This window comes from Actinoplanes palleronii (genome assembly GCF_016862315.1).
In the GTDB taxonomy this organism is placed as follows: Bacteria; Actinomycetota; Actinomycetes; order Mycobacteriales; family Micromonosporaceae; genus Actinoplanes; species Actinoplanes palleronii.
This window is the reverse complement of record NZ_BOMS01000108.1, coordinates 85,431-110,210: the sequence shown is the minus strand read 5'-3', so window position 1 is coordinate 110,210 and position 24,780 is coordinate 85,431. Positions and strand designations below refer to the sequence as shown.

At 70.3% G+C, this 24,780-nt stretch carries 19 protein-coding genes; 9 read left to right on the top strand and 10 right to left on the bottom strand.

Going from position 1 to position 24,780, the window contains the following annotated elements; all coding sequences use genetic code 11:
* The first annotated feature begins 79 nt into the window (after positions 1 to 79).
* The gene (locus tag Apa02nite_RS33820; protein WP_203828679.1) at positions 80 to 559 is read left to right on the top strand and encodes an ATP-binding protein; all 480 of its coding nucleotides are present in this window, start codon (positions 80 to 82) and stop codon (positions 557 to 559) included.
* A 13-nt stretch (positions 560 to 572) separates the two neighbouring features.
* The gene (locus Apa02nite_RS33815; protein WP_203828678.1) at positions 573 to 728 is read left to right on the top strand and encodes a hypothetical protein; all 156 of its coding nucleotides are present in this window, start codon (positions 573 to 575) and stop codon (positions 726 to 728) included.
* Between the two features lie 43 nt (positions 729 to 771).
* Here the strand turns inward: Apa02nite_RS33815 and Apa02nite_RS33810 are convergent, their stop codons facing one another.
* Together Apa02nite_RS33810 and Apa02nite_RS33805 are read right to left on the bottom strand one after the other, a co-directional pair.
* Complete coding sequence (locus Apa02nite_RS33810) at positions 772 to 1,410, bottom strand: flavin reductase family protein (RefSeq protein WP_203828677.1); 639 nt, start codon at positions 1,408 to 1,410, stop codon at positions 772 to 774.
* Between the two features lie 93 nt (positions 1,411 to 1,503).
* Entirely contained in the window at positions 1,504 to 3,795 is a 2,292-nt protein-coding gene (locus Apa02nite_RS33805; RefSeq protein WP_203828676.1) for a putative bifunctional diguanylate cyclase/phosphodiesterase, read from the bottom strand.
* 447 nt (positions 3,796 to 4,242) lie between these two features.
* Here Apa02nite_RS33805 and Apa02nite_RS33800 point away from each other — a divergent pair, with 447 nt between their 5' ends.
* Positions 4,243 to 4,470: a hypothetical protein gene (locus tag Apa02nite_RS33800; protein ID WP_239164747.1), complete on the top strand. Its 228-nt coding sequence runs from the start codon at positions 4,243 to 4,245 to the stop codon at positions 4,468 to 4,470.
* 51 nt (positions 4,471 to 4,521) lie between these two features.
* On the opposite strand, the gene Apa02nite_RS33795 is transcribed toward Apa02nite_RS33800, so the two are convergent.
* From Apa02nite_RS33795 to Apa02nite_RS33785, 3 genes are all read right to left on the bottom strand, one after another.
* Entirely contained in the window at positions 4,522 to 5,466 is a 945-nt protein-coding gene (locus Apa02nite_RS33795; RefSeq protein WP_203828674.1) for an NmrA/HSCARG family protein, read from the bottom strand.
* A gap of 217 nt (positions 5,467 to 5,683) precedes the next feature.
* Positions 5,684 to 10,057, bottom strand: a complete 4,374-nt coding sequence (locus tag Apa02nite_RS33790; RefSeq protein WP_203828673.1) for a M48 family metalloprotease — start codon at positions 10,055 to 10,057, stop codon at positions 5,684 to 5,686.
* Positions 10,058 to 10,060: 3 nt separating this feature from the next.
* Positions 10,061 to 10,540 carry a hypothetical protein gene (locus Apa02nite_RS33785; RefSeq protein ID WP_203828672.1) on the bottom strand — a complete coding sequence of 160 codons (480 nt, stop codon included), beginning with the start codon at positions 10,538 to 10,540 and terminating at the stop codon, positions 10,061 to 10,063.
* Positions 10,541 to 10,907: 367 nt separating this feature from the next.
* Between Apa02nite_RS33785 and Apa02nite_RS33780 the strand changes: the two genes are divergently transcribed.
* The gene (locus Apa02nite_RS33780; RefSeq protein WP_203828671.1) at positions 10,908 to 11,684 is read left to right on the top strand and encodes a hypothetical protein; all 777 of its coding nucleotides are present in this window, start codon (positions 10,908 to 10,910) and stop codon (positions 11,682 to 11,684) included.
* 224 nt (positions 11,685 to 11,908) lie between these two features.
* Here Apa02nite_RS33780 and Apa02nite_RS33775 read toward each other — a convergent pair whose 3' ends face one another.
* The 4 genes from Apa02nite_RS33775 to Apa02nite_RS33760 form a co-directional block, all read right to left on the bottom strand.
* The gene (locus tag Apa02nite_RS33775; RefSeq protein WP_203828670.1) at positions 11,909 to 14,065 is read right to left on the bottom strand and encodes a glycoside hydrolase family 9 protein; all 2,157 of its coding nucleotides are present in this window, start codon (positions 14,063 to 14,065) and stop codon (positions 11,909 to 11,911) included.
* Between the two features lies 1 nt (position 14,066).
* Positions 14,067 to 15,806 (bottom strand): beta-glucuronidase, encoded by a 1,740-nt coding sequence (uidA, locus tag Apa02nite_RS33770; protein ID WP_203828669.1) that lies wholly within the window; start codon positions 15,804 to 15,806, stop codon positions 14,067 to 14,069.
* Between the two features lie 75 nt (positions 15,807 to 15,881).
* Entirely contained in the window at positions 15,882 to 16,925 is a 1,044-nt protein-coding gene (locus Apa02nite_RS33765) for a substrate-binding domain-containing protein (protein WP_203828668.1), read from the bottom strand.
* 68 nt (positions 16,926 to 16,993) lie between these two features.
* Complete coding sequence (locus Apa02nite_RS33760; RefSeq protein ID WP_203828667.1) at positions 16,994 to 17,947, bottom strand: glycoside hydrolase family 6 protein; 954 nt, start codon at positions 17,945 to 17,947, stop codon at positions 16,994 to 16,996.
* 266 nt (positions 17,948 to 18,213) lie between these two features.
* Between Apa02nite_RS33760 and Apa02nite_RS33755 the strand changes: the two genes are divergently transcribed.
* The 5 genes from Apa02nite_RS33755 (at position 18,214) to Apa02nite_RS33735 (ending at position 23,644) form a co-directional block, all read left to right on the top strand.
* A complete protein-coding gene (locus tag Apa02nite_RS33755; protein WP_239164746.1) occupies positions 18,214 to 19,482 on the top strand; it encodes an ABC transporter substrate-binding protein in 1,269 nt (422 codons plus the stop codon).
* Between the two features lie 70 nt (positions 19,483 to 19,552).
* Complete coding sequence (locus tag Apa02nite_RS33750; protein ID WP_203828665.1) at positions 19,553 to 20,500, top strand: carbohydrate ABC transporter permease; 948 nt, start codon at positions 19,553 to 19,555, stop codon at positions 20,498 to 20,500.
* Positions 20,501 to 20,502: 2 nt separating this feature from the next.
* Positions 20,503 to 21,312, top strand: coding sequence for a carbohydrate ABC transporter permease (locus Apa02nite_RS33745; RefSeq protein ID WP_203828664.1), 810 nt, complete (start codon positions 20,503 to 20,505; stop codon positions 21,310 to 21,312).
* The gene (locus Apa02nite_RS33740) at positions 21,309 to 22,625 is read left to right on the top strand and encodes a GH1 family beta-glucosidase (RefSeq protein ID WP_203828663.1); all 1,317 of its coding nucleotides are present in this window, start codon (positions 21,309 to 21,311) and stop codon (positions 22,623 to 22,625) included. The genes Apa02nite_RS33745 and Apa02nite_RS33740 overlap by 4 nt, the downstream gene beginning before the upstream one ends.
* A gap of 17 nt (positions 22,626 to 22,642) precedes the next feature.
* Complete coding sequence (locus Apa02nite_RS33735) at positions 22,643 to 23,644, top strand: LacI family DNA-binding transcriptional regulator (protein WP_203828662.1); 1,002 nt, start codon at positions 22,643 to 22,645, stop codon at positions 23,642 to 23,644.
* Positions 23,645 to 23,710: 66 nt separating this feature from the next.
* On the opposite strand, the gene Apa02nite_RS33730 is transcribed toward Apa02nite_RS33735, so the two are convergent.
* Entirely contained in the window at positions 23,711 to 24,577 is an 867-nt protein-coding gene (locus Apa02nite_RS33730) for an endo alpha-1,4 polygalactosaminidase (protein ID WP_203828661.1), read from the bottom strand.
* Positions 24,578 to 24,780: the final 203 nt, after the last annotated feature.

Genomic DNA, 24,780 nt, shown 5'->3' with positions numbered 1-24,780 from the left:
TCGAAATCGCCCGTGGCGAGTACCTCCCGCGGGGTCGGCCACCGACACCGCGGGACGATCTGAGCGGAAGGAACCAGCGGTGAGTTCGGTCATCTCCCTGCGTCGCGCCGAGGACGGCACGGCTACCGACTTGTGCGTGCTCGAGTCCCCGAACGACCTGTCCTGGATGCGCGGCGCACTGCTCGCGCACATCGCCGACGCCACGGCGGAAACGCCGGCGACCGCGGAAGACATGATCGTGGTGGCCTGTGAACTGGCGACCAATGCCCTGCGGCACGGCCGGCCACCCGTGTACGTACGCCTGATCCACACCGGCCGGCACCTGATCCTCGACATCGCCGATCACGACCCGCACACCGCGCCCGCGTACGCCGTCAACCGTCCCCTCGGCGCCGGCGGGCTCGGCCTGCACCTCGTGCACGCCTTCGCCCTCGACATGGGCTGGTACGCCGGCGACACCACCAAACACGTCTGGGCTCAGTTCCCCGGCCCCGGCGCCGGTCGTGGCAGAATCGCCACTCCCCGCCCCGCCGACGACACCCTGCCACCTCGGGCTTGATAGGAAAGCACTCGTGCACGACACCGACTACGCCACCACCTGGCTCCCCGACCCGACCGGTGCCGCCGTCCTGCGCCTGGGGTACCGCCTGACCGGAGCCACCGGTGTCGTGCAGCGCGTGCTCGAGGTAGCCGGCGTCCTCGACCTCGCCCACCCACCGGCCGGATAGCCACCGCCTTCACCCTTTCCCATGGCCGCGGCGAGCGGCCGGCTCAGGCCGGGGTGGGGCGGAGTTGGTGGGGCATGCGCCAGCCCGTGGCCAGGCGTGACGGGTGCACGGTGTCGCCGCCGCCGAAGAACTCGCAGAACTTCATGATCAGGGGATCCCAGCGCAGCGGGTCGACGTACTGGGTTCCCGGGACCAGCAGGTCCTCCGCGATGTGCGCCCGGACCACGTCGACCTGGAAGGCCGTGGCGTGCGTGTCGCCCGCGCCGAACGGATGCGCCGCCGCCACCTCGCACTCCAGCTGGATCGGGCACTCCGCGACCCGGGGTGCCGCGACGAGCTCGCCGGCCTGCTCGGTCAGGCCTGCGGCGGCGAACTTGTCGCTCTCGTGGCGGTACCCGATCGCCGCCTTGTGCGCGGGCACGACGGGTGCCGCCGTGGTCAACGCGAGCCGGTCCACCGCGCCGGCCAGCGACGACGGCGCCAGGTTGAGCACGCACCGGCGCTCGCGCAGCAGGTTGGCGGTGGTCTGCGCACTGTTGCCCAGTCCCAGCATGCAGCTCTGGCCCAGCCACCACGCCGACGACATCGGGGCGAGGTTGGCGGTGCCGTCGGGGTTGCGGGAACCGATGAGCACCACCGGAGTTCCGAAGTACAGGACCTTCAAGTCGACGCGCACATGCATGCCGATGATGATGGTCAGGAGCGGCCGGGAGCGCTGGCGGCAATCGGACGTGGCGATCGGCCGACTCGTCGCTCGCGGTCGCACCAGTGAGCGTCAGAAGCCGCTGGCCTCCGGCAGTGCTGCGGCGGTGAGGAAGTCGGCGAAGTCGGCCGGGCTCAGCGGCTTGGCGAACAGGTACCCCTGTGCGATGTCGCAGCCGAGCTCCCGCAGTTCCGCGGCCTGCTGTTCGGTTTCGATGCCCTCGGCGACCGTGCTCAGGTGCAGGACCTGGGACAGCCGGATGACGGCACCGGCGACGGCGGACCCTTCGGGGGTGTTGTCGAGCTCGGCGACGAAGCTGCGGTCGATCTTGAGGATGTCGACGGGCAGCCGGGTCAGATACTGCAGCGACGAGTAGCCGGTGCCGAAATCGTCGATCGCGATCCGGATCCCGTGTTCACGCAGCGCACGCAGCGCGGCGATCCCGCCGGTCTCGTCGACCAGCGCCGACTCGGTGACCTCGAGGACGAGGTGGCGGGGGTCGCCGCCGACCCGGTCGAGCACGGCCAGGATGTCGTGCACGATCGTCGGTTCGCGCAGTTGTCGCGGTGAGAGGTTCACGCTGATGTGCATCGGCTCGCCGCCCGCCGGCGGGTCCGGAAGTGCCGCGAGCTGGACAAGGGACTGCTCCAGGACCCAGAGGCCGATGTCGTTGATCGCTCCGGAGCGTTCGGCCACCGGGATGAAGCGCACCGGTGAGATCGCGCCGCGGGTGGGATGCTGCCAGCGCAGCAGCGCCTCGGCCGCGATCGGGCGGCCGGTGACCAGGTCGACCTGCGGCTGGTAGACCACGTGCAGCTCGCCGCGCGGCAGGGCGTGTTGCAGGTCCTCGGCGAGCACGGCATCGTCGGCGCGCTGGTCGATCATCGAGGTTTCGTAGCGGGCGTAGCGGTGACTGCCGGCCCGTTTGATGTGGTACATCGCGGTGTCGGCCTGCCGCAGCAGGGTCTTGCTGTCATATCCGGGCCGGGCGGTGGCGATGCCGATACTGGCCCGCACCGGTACGAGGTCGTTGTCGATGCCGGCCGGGTGCGCGGCAGCGGTGGCGAGGATCCGTTGCGCCGCCGCGATGGCGTCGTTGACATGGCCGGTACCGGCGAGCAGCACTGCGAACTCGTCGCCGCCGATGCGGGCGCACACGTCGACGTCGCGGACCGCGGCGCGCAGCTGGCGGCCGACATGTGCCAGGAACACATCGCCGGAGGCGTGGCCGTACGCGTCGTTGACGAGTTTGAAGCCGTCCAGGTCGATCAGCAGCAGCGCGGCCGGCTCGCCGCGGCCCGCGGCGCGGTCCAGGGCTTCGTCGAGGCCGGACCGGTTGGCCAGGCCGGTCAGGGCGTCGGTGGTGAGCTGGTCGCGACTGTGCCCTACGAAGATCAGCTGGCGCCAGGCGGCGGCGCCGGTCATCGCGGTCAGCCCGCAGACCAGGCCGCCCCAGGGCAGCAGCTGCCCCTCCAGGACGGTCACCACTGCCATGATCAGGCAGCCGGCCAGCATGGCGGCCATCGGCAGATACGTCGCCCAGAGCGGGGGGCGGCTGGTGCGGACGGTGTAGGGAAGCCCGGACCGCGCGACGGTGAGCACCGGGGCGACGGTCATGAACAGGCTGGCGATCGTGAACCCGGCCAGGACGCGCAGGTCGTGGGTGAACGGTTTCCCGTCGGTGCTGTTGACCATCCAGGCCAGGTCGGCGGCCAGGTAGAGCGCCAGGCTCACGGCGAACACGGTGATGGGGGTGGCGAACCGGGTGACCGCGCCACCCAGCACGATCGAGGCGACCGCGACCAGCAGCAACACGTCGCCCAGCGGCCAGCCGATCGTCGCGATCCTCACGGTCGCCAGGGACTGATGGGCCAGGACCGGCTCGATCACGAAGTACCAGATCGCCATGAACCCTGCGGCCAGGACCGTGCTGAGCTCGGCGAGCAGAGCGGTCCGGGAGCGGCCGGTGAACTGGCGCAGGATCGAGGTGAACACGCCGGCGCTGATCAACAGGAACATCAGCATCCGGGCGAGCTCGGCGGCGTTCCACCAGGCGGTGGTGCTGCTGAACCCGCCACACGCGAGGAAGATGCCGCTGACGGCGGAGGCCACCCGGCCGGCGCCGATCAGACGCCATGGAGCGGGGCCGCTGGGGCTGGTCCGGGCCGCACGCCAGCTGTAGGCGGCACCGACCAGGTCGAGCAGGAAGATGATCAGACCGATGATCTCCGGGCCGCGTCGTTCGCTGGCACCGGCGGTGACCAGTCCGGCGAGGACCACAGCGATCAGCGCGACGGCGACCGGAGCCCGCCGCCACTGCGACAGCTTCCACGAGGCCGGGATCGGATCGGATCGGTTGCCCATGCCGCTCGACGCTCCTGTGTTCGGTGGTGCCGAGCCGGATGGCCGCCGGGAGACCCGCGGTTCGATCACCTCTTCGGCACGCACCATCCGGATACCCGCGAATCGCGAGTAGCCACCCGGTGAGAATCCGGTTCAGCACCCACATTCCTACGGGAACCACCGCCACCAGCTATTTTCGCCTCGTTGTCCCGGATCGCGCAGCTGTTCGACCCAACGGCAGTCCGGAATGCACGTGCATACGGCCTTGCATCCTCACGGGCAATCGGGCAAGATGTCAGCACGCGGTTCTTCCCCGGTAGTTCCGGCGGGGAGACCAGCGCCCACGGCTCGGGTGTGCCGACAAGCGCCGGGTGGGTGGTCCAGCTCCCCCCGTGGCTGGATCACCCACCCGGATCCACCCGCCGCCGGTGGCAGGGGCGGTCCGGGCGGGATGACAGCATGATCGGCATGACCGCTGACGAACACGCCGCGCGTGCCGCCGAACTCGCCGCCGAGGCGGAGAACCTCTACCAGATCTGCCTGGTCGACTACCACACCAACATCAACGAGGACGACCACTCCGAGGAGCCGTACGTGCCCGGCGCCGACCTCGCGATGCTCACCGCCACCACGCAACTCGCCCAGCTGCACGCCACTCTGGCCCTGCGACGCCCGGCGACCACCAGCGAGTTGTGACGAGCGAGGACGTGACCGTTGTCGGTCACGTCCTCGCTGGTGTGTCTGCTGTCAGGCGGCGGTCGGGAGGCGGTAGCCGGCGGTGGCCAGCCACTCGCGTAGCGACTGGACCTCCGGGGTCAGCTCCCGCACCCGGGCCGGGTCACGCGGCGAGGTGAACTCGTCGGCGAACTCGGTGTAGTACTGCAGCATGTTGCCGTACTCATCCGCACCCGGGAACCCGAACGCCCGGAACTGATCGTGGGTGACCGGCCGGTACTCGACCGGCTCCCCCAGCGCGTCACCCAACGCTGCAGCGATCTGGTCACCGGTCAGGACGTCACCGGCGATGCTGACCGTGCGGCCGATGAACTCATTGCCACCGCGGAAGATCGACACTGCGACCCGGCCGATGTCACCGGATGCGATCCCGGCCAGGGGTGCGTCGCCCATCGGGATGTTCAGGACCAGCCGGCCTTGTGCGTCGCGGGCCGGGGCGAGGGCGTCGGCCAGGTTCTCGTAGTAGAACGTGGTCCGCAGGAACGTCGTCGGCACGCCGGACTCGGTGAAGAACGCGTCCGCTTCGGCCTTGGCGTCGAAGTGCGGCACCTTGTACTTACCCAGCAGGGTCGGCATCCGCGGGTCGTCGACCGGGATCAGCTCCCGGGTGTCCTCCAGCGTCGACCAGACGACGTGCTTCACGCCGGCCTTCTGGACCGCGTCGATCAGATTCCGGACGTACGCCTGCTCCTTTTCCGGGTCCATGTGGGTCCAGAAGTCGGTGACCAGGAATGCCCCGTGCGCGCCTTCGAACGCCTCGGCCAGACCCGCCGGATCGGAATAGTCACCGGTTACCACTTCAGCGCCTAACGCGGCCAGCTCACGCGCCTTGGCCGAGGTCACGTCCCGGGTCAACGCCCGCACCGTGAACTCGCCGCCGCCGGCCAGGATGGCCCGCACCACACCACTGCCCTGAGCACCAGTAGCGCCGACAACCGCGATCGTCTTGCTTGCCATGAGAACCGCTCCCTGGGGTTTTCCCGGCTCTTTGTGGGCCGTTATCCCGCTCAACCACACCCCCACCCAGGTTATTTCAAATTTGTACGACCTGTGTGGCCGGTCACTCCGACGATCACGCGCCGTCGCCCGGCCGGCGAATTTCCGCAGGCCAGAGGGGTCGACAACGCGTGATGCCCCGCGATCGGGGAGCGGCGGGGTCACCGGAAAGCGGACGTCAGGTGCCGCAGGGCGGCTGGTAGCCGGCGTGCTGGTCGACGTGCCGCACCCAGGCGTCGTAGGTGAGCACGTCACCGGTGGTGGCGCAGATCCGCCCGGCGGCTGTCTCGGCCCGCAGATCCCACACGCTGACCACGCCGTCCGCCCCGGCGGCCGCGAGCAGCCGCCCGTCGGCGCCGAACGCGATGCTGGTCACCTGATCCTGGTGTGCGGTGAGGTCCGCACTGGCCGCGGTGGCGCCGTGCGGGCCGATGGTCCAGAGCCGGACGGTGTGATCGGCGCCGGCGCTGGCCACCATCCGCCCGTCCGGGCTGAACGCGACGAGCATGACCACCCCGCGGTGCCCGGTCAGCGGCGGGCCGAGCGCGGTGGCGTGCGCCGGATCGGTGATGTCCCAGAGCCGGACGGTGTTGTCGTAGCCGCCTGAGACCAGGGTCCGCCCGTCCGGGCGGAAGGTTGCCGAGCTCACCCAGTTGGTGTGTCCGGTGAGCGGTTTGCCCAGTGCCACCGGGTGTGCCGGGTCGCCGACGTCCCAGAGCCGGACCGTGGTGTCCCCGTGCGAGCTGACCAGGACCCGCCCGTCCGGGTGGAACGCGACGTAGGTGGCGGTTCCGGCATCCGGGCGCAGTGGTGGCCCGGCACTGACCGGGCGGCGCGGGTCGCGCACGTTCCACAGACTCACCGTGCCGGACTCCTCGGCGACGGCGAGGGTGCGGCCGTCCGGCGCGAACCCCACGCCGTAGACGCCGGACGTGCGGGGCACCGTGGCGAGCGCGGCGCCGGAGGTGCTCCAGAGGCGCACCGTCCGGTCCAAGCCGGCGGAGGCGAGCAGCCGGCCGTCCGGGCTGAACCGGACGTCGGCGATCGGCCCGCGGTGTCCGGTCAGCGGGGTGCCCACCGGTGCCGGGCGGGCCGGGTCGGTGACGTTCCAGAGCCGGATCGTCCGGTCCTCGCCGGCGCTGGCCAGCAGCCCGCCGGCAGGGCTCAGGGCGACCGTGTTGACGACGTCTCGGTGTCCGACGAGCAGTGTTGCGGGCAGCTCCCAGAGCCGGGCGGCTTGGTCGTAGCCGCCACTCAGCAGGTGGCGGCCGTCCGGGCCGAAAGCGAGCGCCGAGACCCGGTCGGCGTGTCCGGCGAGCGGTGCGCCGAGCGGCCGGGGACGGGTGGTGGTGACGTTCCACAGTCGTACCGTGGTGTCGTCAGCACCGCTGGCCAGCACCTGCCCGTCCGGGCGGAACGCCAGCGCGCCCACGCGCCCGCCCGGCCCGCGCAGCGGCTCGCCGGTCGCAGTGGGACGGGCCGGGCGGGTCAGGTCCCACAGCCGGACGGTGTAGTCGCCGGACCCGGTCGCCAGCATCCGGCCGCCCGGGCGGAACGCGAGGCTTTCGATCGCCGCCCGGTGAGCGGTCCACGGTTTCGCAGCGGCGACTGGCTCGGCCGGGTCGGTGAGGTCCCACAGCCGTGCCCGGCCGTCGATGCCGCCGGTGGCCAGCAGCCGTCCGGAGGGGTTGAGTGCCAGCGTAATCACCGAGCCGGCCGGTCCGGTGAGCGGCACGCCGAGCAGCGCCGGACGGCCGAACTCGCGCAGGTCGACCAGCCACACGGTGCCCGCCTGGGTGCCCGCCACGAGGAACCCGTCGTCGGGTGCGACCGCCACCGCAGTGACCGGGCCGTCCAGCTTGAGGCTTTGCGAGTCGTAGACCCCGGACTCGCCGAAGTGCAGGATCTCCACGGTGCGGTCCGTGCCGCCGGTGACCAGGAGATCACCCTCCCGGCCGAGGGCGATCGTGGTGATCGTGCCGCGGTGCCCGGTCGGCAGCCCTCCCCACCGGACCGGGTGGTGCGGATCGGCGACGTTCCACAGTGACACCGTCGCAAAGGCTCCGGCCGCCGCGATCGTCCTGCCGTCCGCGCTGTAGGCCACCGAGGTGACCGCGCCGGGCAGTTTCGGCAACGCGGTGGACAGGGCGGCGTTCTCCGCCGAGAGCAGCCGGCCGTAACCCAGCGGAGTGGGCCGCATCCGGTAACCGGTCAGATCCAGCTGGGCGGCGAGGGCGGCGTCGGTGGACCGGATCTGCTCCGCCTCGGCCAGCACGCGGCGGGTCGTGGTGACGTCACCGTCGCGGCTGAGGCCGGCGGCGGTGGCCGCGACGACGATCAGAGCCAGGACGGCGGCCAGGGTCCCGGCGCCTCGCGGTGATGGCCGAAACGCGGCTGGTCTCGCGGCCGGCGCGGTGTCCGGCAGTTGTAGCGCTCGCGGCAGTCGCGGCCGGATCAGCGTGGCCAGCGCGACCGCGGGGGCGGCGGCGAGCACCGCGGTGGTGGCGAACCTGCCGAGCCGGCTCTCGATGGCCTCTACGTCCACGACCGCGTGGTACGCCCAGCCCTTCGGGATCGCCACGGCGAGCACGACGACCCCGCACACCCATGCCACGCACAATCCCAGCAGCCCGGCCACCCCGCCGTCGCCCCGGTGGCGCAGGGTGACCAGCACGCCGGCCGTCGCGGCCACCGCTGCCGTGCTGAGCTGGGTGACGGCGGCGTTCATGACCACGACCCGGGTCGGGTCGGCGGTCTCCCACTGCCCGGCCTGGGCGGCCTGCAGGACAGCCAGGCCCGCACTCGCCGCGAGGCCGGCCACCGCACCCCAGGTCGCGGCACGGCGCCAGCTCCCGGCGACCGCGCTGCTCGATCCGGACACCTCACCCGCGGCCGCCGCGCCCGCACGGCGTTGCCGGATCACCAGAACGGCGAGCGGCGCCGCCCAGAGCGCGATGACCAGCACCATGGTGAGCCGCCAGTGGGAAACCTCGGAGAAGGAGGTGCCGAGCCAGGCGCGCTCACCGCCGATCTCGGCGAGAGTCAGCTCACCGAGCGGTGTGTGCACCCCCTCGGCCTCCCAGCCCAGGTCCACGGTGGCGTACAGCGCCCAGGTGAACACCACCGCGCCGAGCACCCCGCCGACGGCCTGCCAGCGTCGGGCGCGGCCCACGCCGACGGCTTCGGCGGCCGTCCGCAACCATGCGGCGGCCAGCGCGCTCGCCAGGACGGTGCTCGCCGCGGCGACGACACCGAGCAGGTTGTCCGGGAGCAGACCGGCGGTGCGGACGTCGTGGTCGGGGTCGAGGGTGACGGCGAGCGTGCCGCCCAGCACCACGCCGGCTCCCGCCGCCGCGCCGAGCAGGGCCGCCGAAACCCGTCGCCGCCCGCCGCCCGGCCGGTGCCACTCCGCGGTCTCCCGCCACACCTCGACGCCGATCAGAGCGCCGAGCATCGGGACGAGCAGCACGACGGCGGTCGCGGCACTCGCCGGCACCCAGGCCGGGGCGAGGCCGCTCGCCAGACTCTGCACCGGTGCCAGGGCAGCCGAGACCAGAGCCGCGAACACGAACAGCACCCCCGGCGACGGCCGCGAGACCAGCCGCGGATCGGCCATCACCGCCAGGCGCCGGGCCGGGGACGGATGGTAGGAGAGGGCCGCGCCCAGCCGTCCGCCGCGCGGCGGCCGCAGCCGGGCCAGCACGTCGCGCAGACCCGCCGACTGCTCGGCGGTCCGGGCGGCCGCCAGGTCCGCGTAGTGCTCCCGGACCCGCAGCACCGAGTTGCGCACCAGGTACACGAGCAGGCCGAGCACCACCAGCCGCCAGGTGAGCGGCCACCACAGGAAACGCAGTGTGCCGGCAGCCGCGACCAGGAACGGGGTACCGGCCACGACGGCCACGGCCGGCACGATCGTCACCGTGATGGCGGTGACCCCGACATCCCGGTTGGCCAGATGCCCGCACTCGTGCCGGACCACGGCGTCGAACGAGCAGCGGTCGGTATAGAACAGCGACAGCAGTCCCGCGCCCATAGCGATCGAGGACCGGCCGAACGACCGGACAGCCAGAGCACTCGCCCTCGGGTCCAGCGGATTCCACAGCAGCCGGGGAGCACACCGCAGGCCGGCCTCGTCGGCGAGCTCGGCAACCCGGGCGGTGACCGGCGCGAAGGCGGCCGGGTCCAGCGGCGTCAGGCGGCGGCGCCGGATCCGCCACCGGGGCCAGAGCAGCGCGGCGGCCGCGGCGACGGCGAGCACCGCCGCGACCCCGGCGAGCCCGATCGCGCCGCGGGTGGCGTAGACGTGCGCCGCGCACTGGTCGTACACCCGATTGCGGGCGAGCTGGCTGTCCAGCTCCTCGGCGAAGCCGGTTTCCGCGGCCGCTCGCTCCCAGCAGCCGGTGGTCGTGGTGAACTCCTGGAAGTCGTCCACGACCAGGTACATCGACCAGCGGAAGGAGAACAGGGCGGCCGCCACGGCACAGAGCACCAGCAGGGTGAATCGCAGCCGCGTGTCCCAGACCCCGACGGCGCGCACCGGTTGGGCGGCCACGGCTCAGCCGCCGTCACCCAGGGCCAGCGCACCCGCCACGGCATCAGCCAGCAGCGCGCCGGTCTCCGCGGGCAGCTGCAGACTGACCGCCTTTTCGTACGCCGTGCGCCGGACCCGGCTCAACTGTTCCCGGCTCAGCGGCGGGATCTCCGGGGTGCCGTCCCGCCGCAGCAGGCGGCGCACCACGTCCCGGGCTTTCGCCTTGGACCGTTCCGCCATCGAGGAACCGAGCTCGGCGAGCACCCCGTCCAGCGCGGCGGCCGCGATCGGCAGCACGACGGGTGCCATCGCGGCCACCTGATCGGCGCCGAACCCGAGCATGTCACCGGCGCGTGGCGTGCGGCGGGCCCGCGGGTCGGCCCGGTAGGCGGTCGCGGTGGCCTCGAAAACCGGCATTTCGGCGGGTGCCACCTGGACGATGGTGGCGCGGGCGAGGTCCACCACGAGGTCGACGTCCTCGTCGTCGAGCCGGTTGCGGGGCATGCCGGTCCTCCGATCGTGCGGAGTGGACTGCGCGGGCCGGGCCGTCGCGCGGTCGGGGGCTGTCGTGCCTATGACGCGCCGGCGGGGAAGACCGACCGGCGCCTACCACCGGCAGGCTACGCGGTGACTCGCCGTCGGCGGCCCGGCAAGCCGGAAACCCGACGCTGGAGCCGGTGCCCGGCCGTGGCTTGCGCCGGGGACGCCTCGGGGCTCCGGCGGCGGTTCTTGTGAGCGCCGGCATGGACGTTCTACCGCGAGGCCTCCTTCTGCTGCCCTGGGCTGTCGGCATTGACAATGTTTGTGGTAATCCGCGCCTGTTAAGATCCACATCGCTCACGCGATAATTTGCCATCACAAAGGATAAGAAATGCCTGACGCAGGAAAGTCTCCGGTTTACTCGGCCTCCGAGATAGGCGCCGTCGTCCTGGAATTCCTGACCTTTCTGACGACTCTGCACCGCGACTCCGCCGGTCTCGAGATGCCGCCACCGGGAGGGTGGCCCAGTTACACACCCGAGAACTGTGCCGGCTTCAAGTCCGAACTTGTCATTGAGGTTCTGAGAAACCTCCCGTACCTCCGCAGCTTCGATAGCCACGAGGACAGCCTGGGACAAATCCACTACAAATCCTGCCTGCTCGACTACACCACGTTCGACAGCGAAATTCTCACGGAGAGTGAATACCTCTGGGAGTACGTGTCCGACGGAGGCGATGAATCCGTTCCCGACCACGTCTTCATTTTTTCTGAGGGCCGCGAGAGCGGGGGCCGAACCCTTTTTCTCGACGTATTGCACGGCAAGGTCATCGAAGTAGAGATCCGAGGTGGAAATGAACCGATCATTCAGGACATCAAAGAATATTTCGAAGAGTTGAAGAGAAAGTACCGGAATCTTGAGATCATCCCTATACCGCACATGGACATGGTCGAGCTCGAAGCGGTGGGGATGCGTCCGGGAGAACCGGACGAAGAGGTGAGCAAGGAGGAAATCATGATGCAGAGCGATCCCGACTGGGAGAGCGACTTGGACATTCAATACACTCAGCAGCTCTACCGGGCGTTCGGGTGGCCGGATAATTTCCGTAGGGTCGAGGCGTTCAGCGAGCTCCGTGAGTTGATTGAAGCCCGATACGCAGCATCTGAATGAAATATTTGACGGCGGTTTCAACGGACCGAGCCATTTCGTCTTCCGGGTCGAGGACGGGCTCGTGAGCCACATGAAGATCACCGCCTGATGCCACGCCTGGCGACGTTCCTGGCGGCCGGACTGCCGCTCCTGACCGGGTCCGGTACGGCTGGCGGACGTCGTGGTGCCGGAGGTCGGTCAGAGTGGGCGGCACCCAGCGCCGGGTGTGTTCCCGGGCATCGCGGTCAGTGGGTGAGGAACGACGAGACCCAGGAGAGCGCCGAGTTCCAGTTGATGGTCAGCTCGTTGGTGGCGTAGGAGTTGATGTCGTCCATGTAGCAGAACTGGGGTGCGCAGCCGGCCAGCCGCAGCGCCGACAGCGGATCGTTCAGGCCCGAGTTGGGGCCGCCCGCGATGGTTCCGGCCGGCGGGTGCGGCAGGGTCGCGTCGAGCTGATGGGCGTACATCCGGCTCTGCTGGTTCTGGCTGTAGACGGTGCCGTAGCCGGTGACGTAGGAGATGTTGAGGGCGTTGCGGCCGAAGATGACGTCCACGCCGGTGAGGGCGGCGTCGCGGTAGCGGTCGAGGCCGGTGAGCCGGGCGGCGGTGGCCAGCACGACGACGTTGTTGAGGATGTTGCCGTTCGAGCCCCAGGCCCATCTGTTGGTCGCCGGCGCGTAGGGCTGGCCGTAGGGCTGCTTGCGCTGCAGCGCGATCAGCTTCTCGGCGGCCGCGATCACCGAGAGCGCGGCGAACGGGTCGTGGTTCTGCGTGGCCAGGTCGAGGCGGCCGAGCGCGGCGACCGATCCCCAGTAGAAGCCGTCCGGGTCGAACGCGCCCGCCGTCGGCGCCGGCCGGTAGGCAGCGTTGCGGGTGGTGATGAACAGTTCGGCGGCGGCCCAGTAGAACTCGTCGGTCACGTCGGAGTCGGCGTAGGCGCCACCGCCGGCCGTGTCGGCGGCGGGCGCGTAGACGGCCGGGTTCGCCCGCGCCGCCGTGTAGGCGGTTGTGGCAGCGGCGAGGAGCCGGGCCGCGTACTCCGGATCGGTCTTCTTGAAGACCCGGGCGCCCTGTGCTGCCGCGGCGGCGAGGTTGAGGGTCGCCGCGGTGGACGGACGGTGCAGCGCGCGGGGTTTGGCGTCGGCGGCCGGGGCGAGTGGCAGGCCGGTCCAGCTGGTGTCGGTGATCTTGTGATAGGCCATGCCGGCCATCGGCTGGCCGTCCGGCACCTGCATCGTGAGCAGGAAGTCGAGCTCCCAGCGGATCTCGTCGAGCAGCCGGGGGTCGCGGTTGCCGTTCTCGAACTCGGACAGCAGCTGGGCGACCGCGATGCCGCCGTTGACCACGTATTTGCCGTGGTCGGCGGCGTCGTACCAACCACCGGTCACGTCGCGGGCGTAGCCGGCCGGGCAGGTCCAGTTGTCGGCAAACGCGGCCGGGGCGAGGCAGGGCACCGCCGTGTCACCCCGGTTGGGAGCCACACCGACGTGTCCGGCGGCGCGGGCGTAGCCGGGGGCGACCGCGTCGAGGATCGGGGTGCCGCTGCGCTGGGTGTAGAAGAGCGTTTTGCTGTCGCGGCGCAGCGACGCGTAGATGTCCCTGCCGATCGGGAACGGGTAGCTGGTGGCGCCGTCGGCGGTCACCGTGTAACCGCTACCGGCTTTCGTGAAGCCGGAGAAATCCAGGGTCTGCACGTTCTGACCCGACGACGCGTCGACGCCGCGCGGCGTCGTCTTTCCGGTACGCACCACGCGCCCCGCCGCGTCGGTGAGCCGCCACGGCACCGGCACGGTGGCCGCGGTGACGACGGTGGCGGCCTTCGGCCCGTCCGGCAGGTAACCGACCTGGTTGACCCGTACCCGCGGCCCGGTGTCCGGCACGTACGGCGGGAACGGCTCGCCGCCGACCAGGCTGACATCGTCGAGGCAGAACGTCGTCCGGGCCTGCCCGCCGAACTGGAACCCGAGCTGCCCGTCGGCGAACTCGCCCTTGCCGGTTCCGGTCAGCGTGTACGTGGTCATCGAGGCCGGGACGGTCTTGGTCGAGGCGAACACGGTCGAGTAGGCGCCCGAGTTCTGCTGGAAGACGATCGTCACCGGGATCGGCACGGTCGTGCGCGCCGAGAACGTCAGGGTGTAGCTCACTCCGTTCTGGATGCGCAGGTAGGGCAGGGCGAGCATGGAGTCCCACGGGTTGATCGTGCCGGTCCCGGTGTCCACGCATCCCTGACCGCCGACCGCTGACAGCTTCCCGGAGGCGCCGCCGTAGGCGACCCAGGGCGCGGTGACGGCGTCGAACGTGCCGTTGGTGACCTGGTTGTACGGCTCCGGCGCGGCGTACGCGAAAGCGGGTGTGACAAGCAGCAGAGCCGCCGCCGTCGCGGTGATGAGGGAGCGGCGCATCTCAGTTCTCCTTCCGCCAGCGGCGCCGCAGCAGGTGCGCCGCGCTCTTGGGTTGCCGGTCGCGGGTGAACACGCCCTTGCGGTTGCCGCCGACGCGCTGGATGCCGGGGGTGGTGGCGAAGTCGGCGAAGTTCCAGACGTGTTCGCCGACGACCGCGTCGATCCGGTCGAAGACCCGGTGGTTCATCTCGAGGTACGCGTTCTGGTACTCCTCGCTCCACGGCTCGGCCGCCAGCGAGTGCAGTCCGGGGTAGGTGTCGGCCCCGTACTCGGTGATGATGATCGGCTTGTGGTGTGTCGCCCACTCGTGCAGCTCCTGCTCCCAGGCGAGTTCCGCGCCGGCCAGGTCGCCGGGCAGGACGTACCAGCCGAAGTAGCGGTTGAGCATCAGCACGTCGGCGAATCGGCTGACCCGGCAGCGGTCCGGGGTGGCCTGCGCGACGTTGGCGAAGCCGAGCGGCCGGGTCGGATCAAGGTCACGAGCAAGGGCGAAGAGCGGTTCGAAGTACGCCTCGGCCGCCGCGTTGTCCGACTCGGGTTCGTTGGCCAGCGACCACATCACCACGCTCGGGTGGTTCCGGTCGCGCTCGATGAGCTCGCGGATGGCCTGCTCGTGGGTGCGGCGGGTGCGCTCGTTGATGGTGTCCGGCCCGTAGGTCGTGTATCCGGGCGCGCCGAACACTCCCGCGCCGAGGCCCAGGTTGAGCCCGACCGCGGCGACCTCGTCGATGACGACGATGCCGTGCCGGTCGGCGTAGTCGAGCACGTCCTCGGCGTACGGGTAGTGGGAGGTGCGGAACGAGTTGGCGCCGATCCAGTCGAGCAGCTCGAAGTCGTGCAGCAGGTAGGCGTCGTTGTGGCCTTTGCCCTGCACGGCGGTGTCCTCGTGCTTGCCGAACCCGGTGAAGTGGAAGGGCGCGCCGTTGATCAGGAACCGGTTGCCGCGGACCTCGACCGTGCGGATGCCGACGCTCTGCCGGTATTCGTCGACCAGCCGCCCGTCGCCGTCGACCAGCTCGGCGGTCAGCTGGTAGAGGTAGCCCTCGCCGGGCTGCCAGAGCCGGGCGTCCGGGACGCTCAGGGTGCCCTCGGCGGTGGTCGCGGCGGCCACGGTGACGCCGGCGGCGTCGCGGAGCGTCACCCGGGTGGTCAGGTCGCCGGCATCGGTCGCGGTGGTGCGGTAGTGCACCAGACCGGTGTCGTCGGTCGTGACCGTCAGGTCGGTCAGGTGGGCCACCGGTGTGCAGTGCAGCGAGACCGAACGGTGCAGGCCGGCGTAGTTGAAGAAGTCGTGCCAGGTGCGTTGCCGCGGCCCGGCCGGGGTCTGCTCGACGACGCCGGGCGGGATGGTCTCGAACGTCAGCGTGTTGTCGACCGCCACCGTGATCGTGATCGTGCTGCCCGGCACGGCGAGGTCGGTGACGTCGGCGGCGAACGGGGTGTAGCCGCCCTCGTGTGCCACGACCTCGGTGTCGCCGACCCAGACGCGTGCCCGGTGGGTGGCCGACTCGAAATGCAGGTGCACGCGGCGGCCGAGCCAGCCGGACGGCACGACGACCTGCTTCTGGTACCAGGCCTCGCCGATGTGGTCGCGCCGCTCGGGGTCGGCGCCGATGTCGTTGTAGCTGGCCGGCACGGCCATCTCGCGCCCGTCGGCGAGCCCGTCGCGGTCGAGGGCGAATCCCCAGAGGCCGTCCAGGCGCTTGCGGTCGCGGGTCCGGCTGTCTTGTGGTCTAAGCATGCCAACGGTATTACGCGCACGTTGCCGGAGGTCTCCATCGACTGGTCAGGACCGGTCGAAAATGATCAACCTCGATCAGTGCGCGTGCGGCACCGACGTGCCACGCACGATCAGGTTCGGTACCAGCTGCAGCCGGTTGGCGGGGCGGCGGTTGCCCTCGCCGAGGCGCAGGACGAGCATCTCCACCGCCATCCGGCCGATCTGGCCCTTGGCCGGGCGCACCGCGGTCAGCGGCGGGTCGGCCTGCTGGGCTACCTCGTCGTCGTAGGAGACCAGGGCGAGCTCGTCGGGGATGCGGATGCCCCGGGCCGTGGCCGCCCGGATCAGGGTGATCGCGTCCGGGTCGCTGTGCACGATCAGCGCGGTCGTACCGGTCGCCCGGCACGCGTCGAGGACGTCGCCGGCGCGGGCGGGATCCCCCCGCAGGGTGTCGCGGATGATCGGGCCGCGCTGCTCGCCACGGGTGAAGCCCTGCTCGATGAGCTGCGCGTTCGGACTGATCGGGGTGACCACCAGCCCGATCCGGCGATGCCCCTGGCGGGCCAGGTGCTGCAGCGCGCTCTCGACGCCGGCGTCGTGGTCGTTGCGCACCGACTCGAGGGGCTGCGGGCCCGGCCCCCACACCGGCGCGGCCCGTTCCATCAGCACGCACGGGATCCTCAGTGTGCTGATCCCGCTCAGGTCGTCGTGCACGTCCGGGGCGAGCAGCACCCCGTCGAGCGACTCCGATCCGAGCAGCTGGGCGATCTGCCGCTGGTCCTCGCCCGGGTCGTAGCTGGAACCGCGTAGTCGCAGGTCGACACCGAGCATGGCGGCCGCGGTGCGGGCACCGCCGATCACCGCCGGCCAGAAGAAGTCCAGGGTCGGCACGATCATCCCGATGCTCAGCCGGGCCGGTGGCCCGACGGCCCGGCGGGGCGCCTCCGGCAACGGCAGAGCGCCGCCGTGCACCTTCACCAGGCGCTTCTCGTGGGCCAGCAGGGCGATGTCGCGGCGCACGGTGATGGCGCTGACGCCGAACTCCTCGGCCAGCTCCACCACCCGCACCGCGCCGTGTTTCTGCAGCTCGGCGAGGATGCGCTCGCGGCGCTGAGCGTTCAGGACATGGACCGGGTTCACAGCACCTACCTTGGGGATCCGGATCCAGAGATCATGCTCCGGATCCGGGTCACCGACAATGTCGCGGCTCAGGCTCCGGTGATCAGGTGCATGGCCAGGTCGGGGCTGAACGTGCCGGCCGGAACGGTCGGCGCGATGCCGCAGAGGCCGTCGGAGGCACCCGGGGTTTTGATCCAGAGCAGCAGCTCGGCGCCACCGCCGATCTGCGGGTGGGTGCCGAGCTTGCGGCCGGCCGGATTGCACCAGACGCCGTTGCTGCCGTTGCCGTTGCGGCTGGTGTCGATCACGAACGGCGTGGCGGTGCCGAGCGCGGCGTTGACCTTGTTCGCGTAGGTGATCGAGGAGGCGGTCGTGTAGTAGTTGGCGACGTTGACGGCGAAGCCGCGCACCGACGCCACCCCGGCGTTGCGCAGGTAGGTCGCCATCGTCGCGGGCGCCACCCAGCCGGCGTTGCCGGCGTCGAGGTACGCCCAGGTGTTGCTCGCCCGGGTGGCGAACTGGGTGACCGCGAAGGTGAGCAGCGCGTTGCGGGCCGAGATCGCCGAGGCGCTCATGCACGAGTAGTCGCCGAACGCGTCCGGCTCGATGATCACCACGGCGGGGCGGGTGCCGATCGCGTCGGCGAACGCGGCGATCCAGGAGCGGTAGGCCGCGGCGTCGGCGGCACCGCCGGCGGACTCGCCGCCGCAGGCGTCCCGGCCGGGCAGGTTGTAGGCGACCAGGATCGGCAGTTTCCCGGCGTTCTGGCCGCGCCCGACGTACGCGCCGACCGCGCTGCCGATGGTGGGGCCGGACGACGAGGTGAACCACTTCGCGATCGCGTAGTTCCCGATCTGCGCCTTGATCGTCGCGGATCGGGAGTCGCTCGGGTGGGCGGCCACCCAGGTGTTGGGGACGGAGTCGGGGTCGACGAGGAAGCCGCTGGTCGCGGTGATCGGACTGGCCGAGGCCTCGGCGGCCGGGACGATCCCGGCGACTGCCGCGACGAGGACGGCCACCACCAGCGTGCGGAAACGAGTCATCACTGTTTCTCCGGTGTTAGGGGGAAGTTACGTCCATGGATAGGCGTGGTGCCGAGCCGAATCCAGCAGGTGCGCAGAATCGCTCCACAACGACCAGAAATGGTCGGGCGTGTAAGCGCTTCATTGCAGGGACGTGAACTCAGGCCTTGCCAGATCGCGCCAGGGTCCCCTACTTTTTGTAAGCGCTTCATTTCGAGCGCGATCTTTTGAGGTGAACTCACAGGCCAGGCGTTTGTAAGCGCTTGCGAATTTTGGGGAGGCTCATCGTGAGACTGCGGAACCTGCTGGCGGGCTCGATCGCCGGCGTGCTGGTCGCGGCCGTCGCCGCGTGCGGTGGCGGCGAGAGCGAGTCAGGAACGACCACCCTGATCGTCAAGACGTTCAACCAGTTCGGCTACGACGAGCTCTATCAGCAGTACGAGGCGGCGCATCCGGGCATCAAGATCAAGGAAGAGAACATCGCCAAGCTCGGCGACTACGGCCCCAAGCTCCAGCAGTGGCTGGCGGCCGGCAGCGGCGCCGGCGACGTCGTCGCGCTCGAGGAGGGCAACCTCGTGCAGTTCATGGGGCAGCCCGACAAGTTCGTCAACCTGCTCGAGCACGGCGCCGGTTCACTGCAGGGCAACTTCCTCGAGTGGAAGTGGAAGCAGGCCCTCACGGCAGACGGCAAGAAGCTGGTCGGGCTCGGCACCGACGTCGGCGCACAGGGCCTGTGCTACCGCACCGACCTGTTCGCCAAGGCCGGCCTGCCCACCGACCGCGAACAGGTCGGCGCGCTGTGGCCGACCTGGGACGACTACCTGGCCACCGGCAAGAAGTTCGTCGCCGCGAAGACCGGCGCGGGATTCTTCGACTCGGCCGGCAACCTCTACCAGAACATCCTCATGCAGCAGAGCGACCACACCTACTACGACACCGCCAACACGCTGGTCATCGACACCAACCCGGCGGTGAAGACCGCGTGGGACAAGGCCACCGAGATGGTCGGGGCGGGGCTGTCGGCCGACATCGCGGCGTACAGCCCGCAGTGGAACGCCGGCTTCAAGAACGGCACCTTCGCCACCATCCCCTGCCCGTCCTGGATGCTGGCCACCATCGAGAAGCAGTCCGGCCCGGAGAACGCCGGCAAGTGGGACGTGGCCAAGGTGCCCGGCAACGGCGCGGTGCGCGGCGGTTCGTTCCTGGCCGTACCGACGCAGAGCAAGCACCAGGCGCAGGCGGCCGAGCTCGCCGCGTTCCTGACCTCGCCGAAGGGGCAGACGACGGCGTTCAAGGCCAAGAACAACTTCCCGTCGTCACCGCAGGCGATCGACGACCCGGCCGTCAAGTCGTTCACCAATCCCTACTTCAGCAACGCCCCGGTCGGCCGGATCTTCGGCGACAGCGTCAAGGCGCTCACGCCGGTCTATCTCGGCCCCGGCAACCTCGCCGTCGGCGACCGCGTGACAGCCGCGCTGACCGCTGTGGAGCAGGGCAAGCTCACCCCGGACGCGGCCTGGGCCAAGGCCCTCGAGGACGCCCGGCGCGCCGGCTGATCAGCCATCCCGCGTGGGCAGTGCCCGGCCGATCCCGGGTGCTGCCCACCCGATCGCAAAGGAAAAGTTGATGGTGGCCGATCTGCACGTCCGTGCGCCCCGCACCGCCCCGGACCCGGGGCCGACGACCCGGTGGTGGACCCGGGCCGACCGGCGGGTCTCGCCGTACGTTTTCATCGCTCCGTTTTTCGTGATCTTCACGGTTTTCGGGCTCTACCCGCTGGCGTACACCGCCTGGGTCTCGCTGCACGACTGGGGGATCGCCGGGGAGACCGGCTTCGTCGGCCTGGACAACTACGCCACGCTGATGGCCGATCCGGACTTCTGGAACGCGGTGGTCAACACCCTCGGCATGTTCGTGATGGCCACGGTGCCGCAACTGGTGTTCGCCCTGATCCTGGCGACGCTGCTCAACCAGCCGCTGCGCGGGCGGACCCTGTTCCGGCTGGGGGTGCTCGCGCCGATCGTCACGTCGGTGGCGGCGGTCGGCATCGTCTTCAGCCAGATCTACGACCGCGACGCCGGCGTGGCCAACGGGTTGCTCGGCCTGATCGGCGTGGATCCGATCGACTGGCGGGCCGGGCGTCTGCCGTCCTGGTTCGCCATCTCCACGATGGTCGACTGGCGCTGGACCGGCTACAACTCACTGATCTATCTGGCCGCGATGCAGACCGTGCCACGGGTGCTCTACGAGGCCGCCGCCATCGACGGGGCCTCGCGGACCCGGCAATTCTTCTCGATCACCATCCCGATGATCAAGCCGTCGCTGATCTTCACGGTGATCATCTCCACCATCGGCGGCCTTCAGTTGTTCACCGAGCCGCTGATCTTCGGGCAGGGCGACTTCGCGATCTCCGGCGGCAGCCTGCGCCAGTTCCAGACGGTGTCGATGTACATGTTCGAGAACGCGTTCCGCGACTTCGACTACGGCTACGGCGCCGCCGTGGCCTGGATGATCTTCATGTTGATCATGGTGGTCGCCCTGATCAACTACCTGATCACCCGGAGGATGAGGTAAGGATGCGCACGACCTACGCGGCCCTCGTCGCCGCGATCGCGCTGTCGGTCTTCCCGCTCTACTGGCTGTTCGTCATCGCGACCCGCTCCAACGACGTCATCGGCGACTGGCCACCGCCGATGACCCCGGGCGGCAACCTGTTCGCGAATCTGGGGCGGCTGTTCGGCGCCGAGGAGGCCTACTTCCTCACCGGCATGATCAACTCGGCGATCGCGGCCGCCACGGTCACCGTCTGCGTCGTCTTCTTCAGCGCACTGGCCGGTTTCGCCTTCGCCAAGCTGCGGTTCCGCGGACGCAACGCGCTGCTGCTGGTCATCCTCGGCACCATGATGATCCCGGTCCAGATGGGCATCATCCCCCTCTACATGATCATGGTGAAGTTCGGCTGGCAGAACCAGCTCCAGGCGGTGATCGTGCCGTTCCTGGTCTCCGCGTTCGGCGTCTTCCTGATGCGGCAGTACGCCGAACGCGCCGTCCCCGACGAGCTCATCGAGGCCGCCTACGTCGACGGCTGCTCCACGTTCCGTACGTTCCGGACCGTCGCCCTTCCGGCGCTGCGTCCCGGCGCCGCCGTGCTCGGGTTGCTGACCTTCATGGCCACCTGGAACGAGTTCCTCTGGCCGCTGGCCGTGCTGGAGACCGACAACCCGACCGTGCAGGTCTCCCTCAGCCAGCTGTCGACCAGCTACTACACCGACTACACCCTGATGTTCACCGGCGCGCTCGTCGCGATCCTTCCGCTGCTGGTCATCTTCATCGCCTTCGGCCGGCAGATCATCGGCGGCATCATGGAAGGAGCGGTCAAGGCGTGAAGACCTTCGATCCCCGATTCCTCTGGGGCGCCGCCACCTCCAGCTACCAGATCGAGGGGGCGGTCGCCATCGACGGGCGGCAGCCGTCGATCTGGGACACGTTCGCGGCCACCCCCGGCAAGGTCGACAACGGCGACACCGGCGAGATGGCCGCCGACCACTACCACCGCTACCGCGACGACGTCGTGCTCATGGCCGGTCTCGGCCTGCGCGCGTACCGATTCTCGATCGCCTGGTCCCGGGTCGATCCGCTCGGATCGGGATCGATCAACCAGCGCGGACTCGATTTCTACCGGCGGTTGACCGACACGCTGCTCGAGCACGGCATCCAGCCGTGGCCGACCCTGTACCACTGGGATCTGCCCCAGCCGCTCGAGGACGCCGGCGGCTGGCCGGCCCGCGACACCGCGTACCGCTTCGCCGACTACGCGGCGGCCGTCCACGATGCCCTGTCCGACACGATCACCCACTGGACGACGCTCAACGAGCCGTGGTGCTCGGCCTTCCTCGGGTACGCCACCGGCCGGCACGCACCCGGGCGCCGCGACCCGCGAGCAGCGATCCGGGCGGCTCACCACCTCATGCTCGCGCACGGGCTCGCCGCCGGCCGGATGAGCCGCGGCGCGGTCGGCATCACCCTCAACCTCACCCACGTCGCCCCGCGGACCCCGGCCGACCAGGACGCCGCGCGGCGCATCGACGGCATGCAGAACCGGCTGTTCCTCGAACCCCTGCTGGCCGGACGCTATCCCGACGACGTCCGGGCCGACCTGGCCGGCATCACCGACTTCGGGCACGTCCGTGACGAGGATCTGCCCGTCATCGCGACGCCGCTGGACTTCCTGGGCGTCAACTACTACACCCCGATGCTCGTCGCCGGCGGGACCGAGGCGCGCCCGTCGGCCTATGTCGGCTCGGAGACGGTCGTGCAGGTCGACCGCGGACTGCCCCGCACGTCGATCGGGTGGGAGATCGACGCCGGCGGGCTCCGGGATCTGCTGGTGCGGCTGCACGACGACTATCCGGGCCTCGACCTCTACGTCACCGAGAACGGCGCCGCCTTCGACGAGCCGGTCAACGACCACGACCGCATCGCCTACCTGCGCGACCATCTGTCGGCCTGCCACGACGCCATCGGCCTCGGCGCCCCGCTCAAGGGCTACTTCGCCTGGTCGCTGCTGGACAACTTCGAATGGGCGTACGGCTACGCCCAGCGTTTCGGGCTCGTGCACGTCGACTACGCGACCCAGCGGCGCACCGTCAAGGACAGCGGCCACTGGTACCGCGGGGTCATCGGCCGGTCGGCGGTGTGAACGATTACAGTGAGCGGGTGACGACCCGGCAGCCGACCCTTGCCGAGGTGGCCCACCTCGCCGGGGTCTCCACCGGCACCGTCTCTCGCGTGATCAACAACTCGCCGAACGTCGGGGCCAAGTCCCGCCGGGCCGTCGAGACGGCGGTGCGCGAGCTCGGCTACGTACCGAACCTCGCCGCCCGCTCGCTCGCCACCCAGCGCAGCGGCGCCGTCGTGCTGGCGATCTCCAGCGACGACTCGGCGCTGTTCGCCAACCAGTTCTTCGCCGAGATCATCACGGGCGTCAACATGATGATGGAGGAGTCGGAGCTCGACCTCACGCTGATCATGGCCGCCTCCGACAAGGGCCGGGGCCGGCTGGCCCGGGTCCTGCAGGCCCGCGGTGCGGCCGGCGTGATGCTGCTGGCCGTCCGCGAGAACGACCCGCTGCTCAAGATTGCCGAAGGTGGCGGGGTCCCGGTCGTCTACGGTGGCCGGCCCCTCGGCGACCCGCCCCGGTGGTACGTCGACGCCGACAACCGCGGCGGCGCCCGGCAGGCCGTGGAACACCTGGTCTCGACCGGCCGCACCCGGATCGCCACCATCACCGGCCCGCTCGACCAGTACGCCGGCACCGCCCGCTACCTGGGATTCCGCGAAGCCCTCGCGCTGGCCGGGCTCGGCGACCAGCGGGTCGCCCACGGCGACTTCGGCGAGGCGAGCGGCGCCGCGGCGATGACCCGGCTCCTCGCCGAGCACCCCGACCTGGACGCGGTCGCGGTCGCCTCCGACGCGATGGCCGCCGGCGCCCTCGGCGTGCTGCACGAACGCGGCATCGAGGTCCCCGGCCGGGTCGCCGTCGTCGGCTTCAGCGACGTGGTCACCGCCCGGTACACCCGCCCGGCCCTCACCACGGTCCACCAGCCGATAGTGGCCCTCGGCCGGGAGATGACCCGCATGCTGCTGGCCCTGATCCGCGGCGAGCAGGCCACCCCGCTCATCCTCCCGACCGAGCTGGTGATCCGCGACTCCACCTGAGACACCTCGGCCTCTGGACCTGCGGTGGCAGGTGCAGAGGCCGAGGTGTCCGCAGCACTCCGCGGATCAGCAGGCGTCGTACTGGTAACCGCCGCTGCCGGCCGGCACCACCTCGACGTCGCGGCGAACCACCGAGACCGTGGCGCCGATCGCGCTGCAGGCCTTGCTGAAGCCGCTGTTGTTGTACTCGATGTCGATCATGTGGGTGCCGTACACGCTGGTGTACGTGTCACATTCGGTGTAGCGGCCGCACTCTTCGACGATCGCGAAGTCGAGGCCGGCCGTCTTGCCCTGGCTGCCCAGGTCACCGGCGTTCTTCTGCGCGATCGCCAGGCCCTTGGCGTGCGCCCGGGTGGCCAGCGCGGTCGCCATCGAGACGGCCTTGGTCGAGGTGAGCAGGTTGCCCGAGCGCTGCCACGAGTCGAGGTTGTCGGGCTCGATCGCCCGGTAGCCGGCGCTCGCGCAGCCGTCGATCCAGCCGCCCACGATCGTCATCAGGGAATCACGCTTGGCGGCGGTCGAGATGTCGAACAGGAACTCGTGCCAGTCCTTGTCCTCGACGTAGGCGCCCGCACTGTTCTTCAGCAGCAGATCGGGGTGGTTCTTCTTCCACCACGCGCTGGTGCCGTACGCGCTCGGGTCCGGGCTGCTCAGGTTCTCGTCGGGCTGGGTCTGGAACGCGTTCAGGTAACAGATGTTGTAGATGCCCGGCGCGACGGTGGCGGTCCGGTCCCGGCTGACCACGGTGACCCCCGACGGCGGCGTGTAGGCGCCACCGATCTGGTAGTCGAACGTGGCGTTCGCCGGCGGCGCCGTGACAGCGGCAGCAGCCGTGGTGGCGGCATCCGAGCTGCTGGCGAGCACGACCCCACCGGCCAGGGCGGCCGCGACGGCGGCCGCGGTGATGACGAGCGGGCGATTGATGAAACCCATGACGGATCTCCAGGGGGAAGCCGATCCGCCCCGCCTCGGGCGACGACCGGGAACGTCGTCGGCCCTGGCGACCTGGTGCCGGGTTCGGGTGGTGTCCGGCTGGGCTGGATCGGAGGGAGGTTCACCATCGTGCGACGGGCAACCGGGTCGTGAGAACGAACCGAAGACAATCGCTCGGAAATGATCGCATCCGAGCACCGTGG

Coding starts and splice junctions, on each gene's coding strand:
- Apa02nite_RS33810 (WP_203828677.1), bottom strand. CDS start 1,410: ATGCATGTGCGCGTCGACTTGAAGGTCCTGTACTTCGGAACTCCGGTG.
- Apa02nite_RS33805 (WP_203828676.1), bottom strand. CDS start 3,795: ATGGGCAACCGATCCGATCCGATCCCGGCCTCGTGGAAGCTGTCGCAG.
- Apa02nite_RS33800 (WP_239164747.1), top strand. CDS start 4,243: ATGACCGCTGACGAACACGCCGCGCGTGCCGCCGAACTCGCCGCCGAG.
- Apa02nite_RS33795 (WP_203828674.1), bottom strand. CDS start 5,466: ATGGCAAGCAAGACGATCGCGGTTGTCGGCGCTACTGGTGCTCAGGGC.
- Apa02nite_RS33785 (WP_203828672.1), bottom strand. CDS start 10,540: ATGCCCCGCAACCGGCTCGACGACGAGGACGTCGACCTCGTGGTGGAC.
- Apa02nite_RS33780 (WP_203828671.1), top strand. CDS start 10,908: ATGCCTGACGCAGGAAAGTCTCCGGTTTACTCGGCCTCCGAGATAGGC.
- Apa02nite_RS33775 (WP_203828670.1), bottom strand. CDS start 14,065: ATGCGCCGCTCCCTCATCACCGCGACGGCGGCGGCTCTGCTGCTTGTC.
- uidA (WP_203828669.1), bottom strand. CDS start 15,806: ATGCTTAGACCACAAGACAGCCGGACCCGCGACCGCAAGCGCCTGGAC.
- Apa02nite_RS33760 (WP_203828667.1), bottom strand. CDS start 17,947: ATGACTCGTTTCCGCACGCTGGTGGTGGCCGTCCTCGTCGCGGCAGTC.
- Apa02nite_RS33750 (WP_203828665.1), top strand. CDS start 19,553: ATGGTGGCCGATCTGCACGTCCGTGCGCCCCGCACCGCCCCGGACCCG.
- Apa02nite_RS33745 (WP_203828664.1), top strand. CDS start 20,503: ATGCGCACGACCTACGCGGCCCTCGTCGCCGCGATCGCGCTGTCGGTC.
- Apa02nite_RS33730 (WP_203828661.1), bottom strand. CDS start 24,577: ATGGGTTTCATCAATCGCCCGCTCGTCATCACCGCGGCCGCCGTCGCG.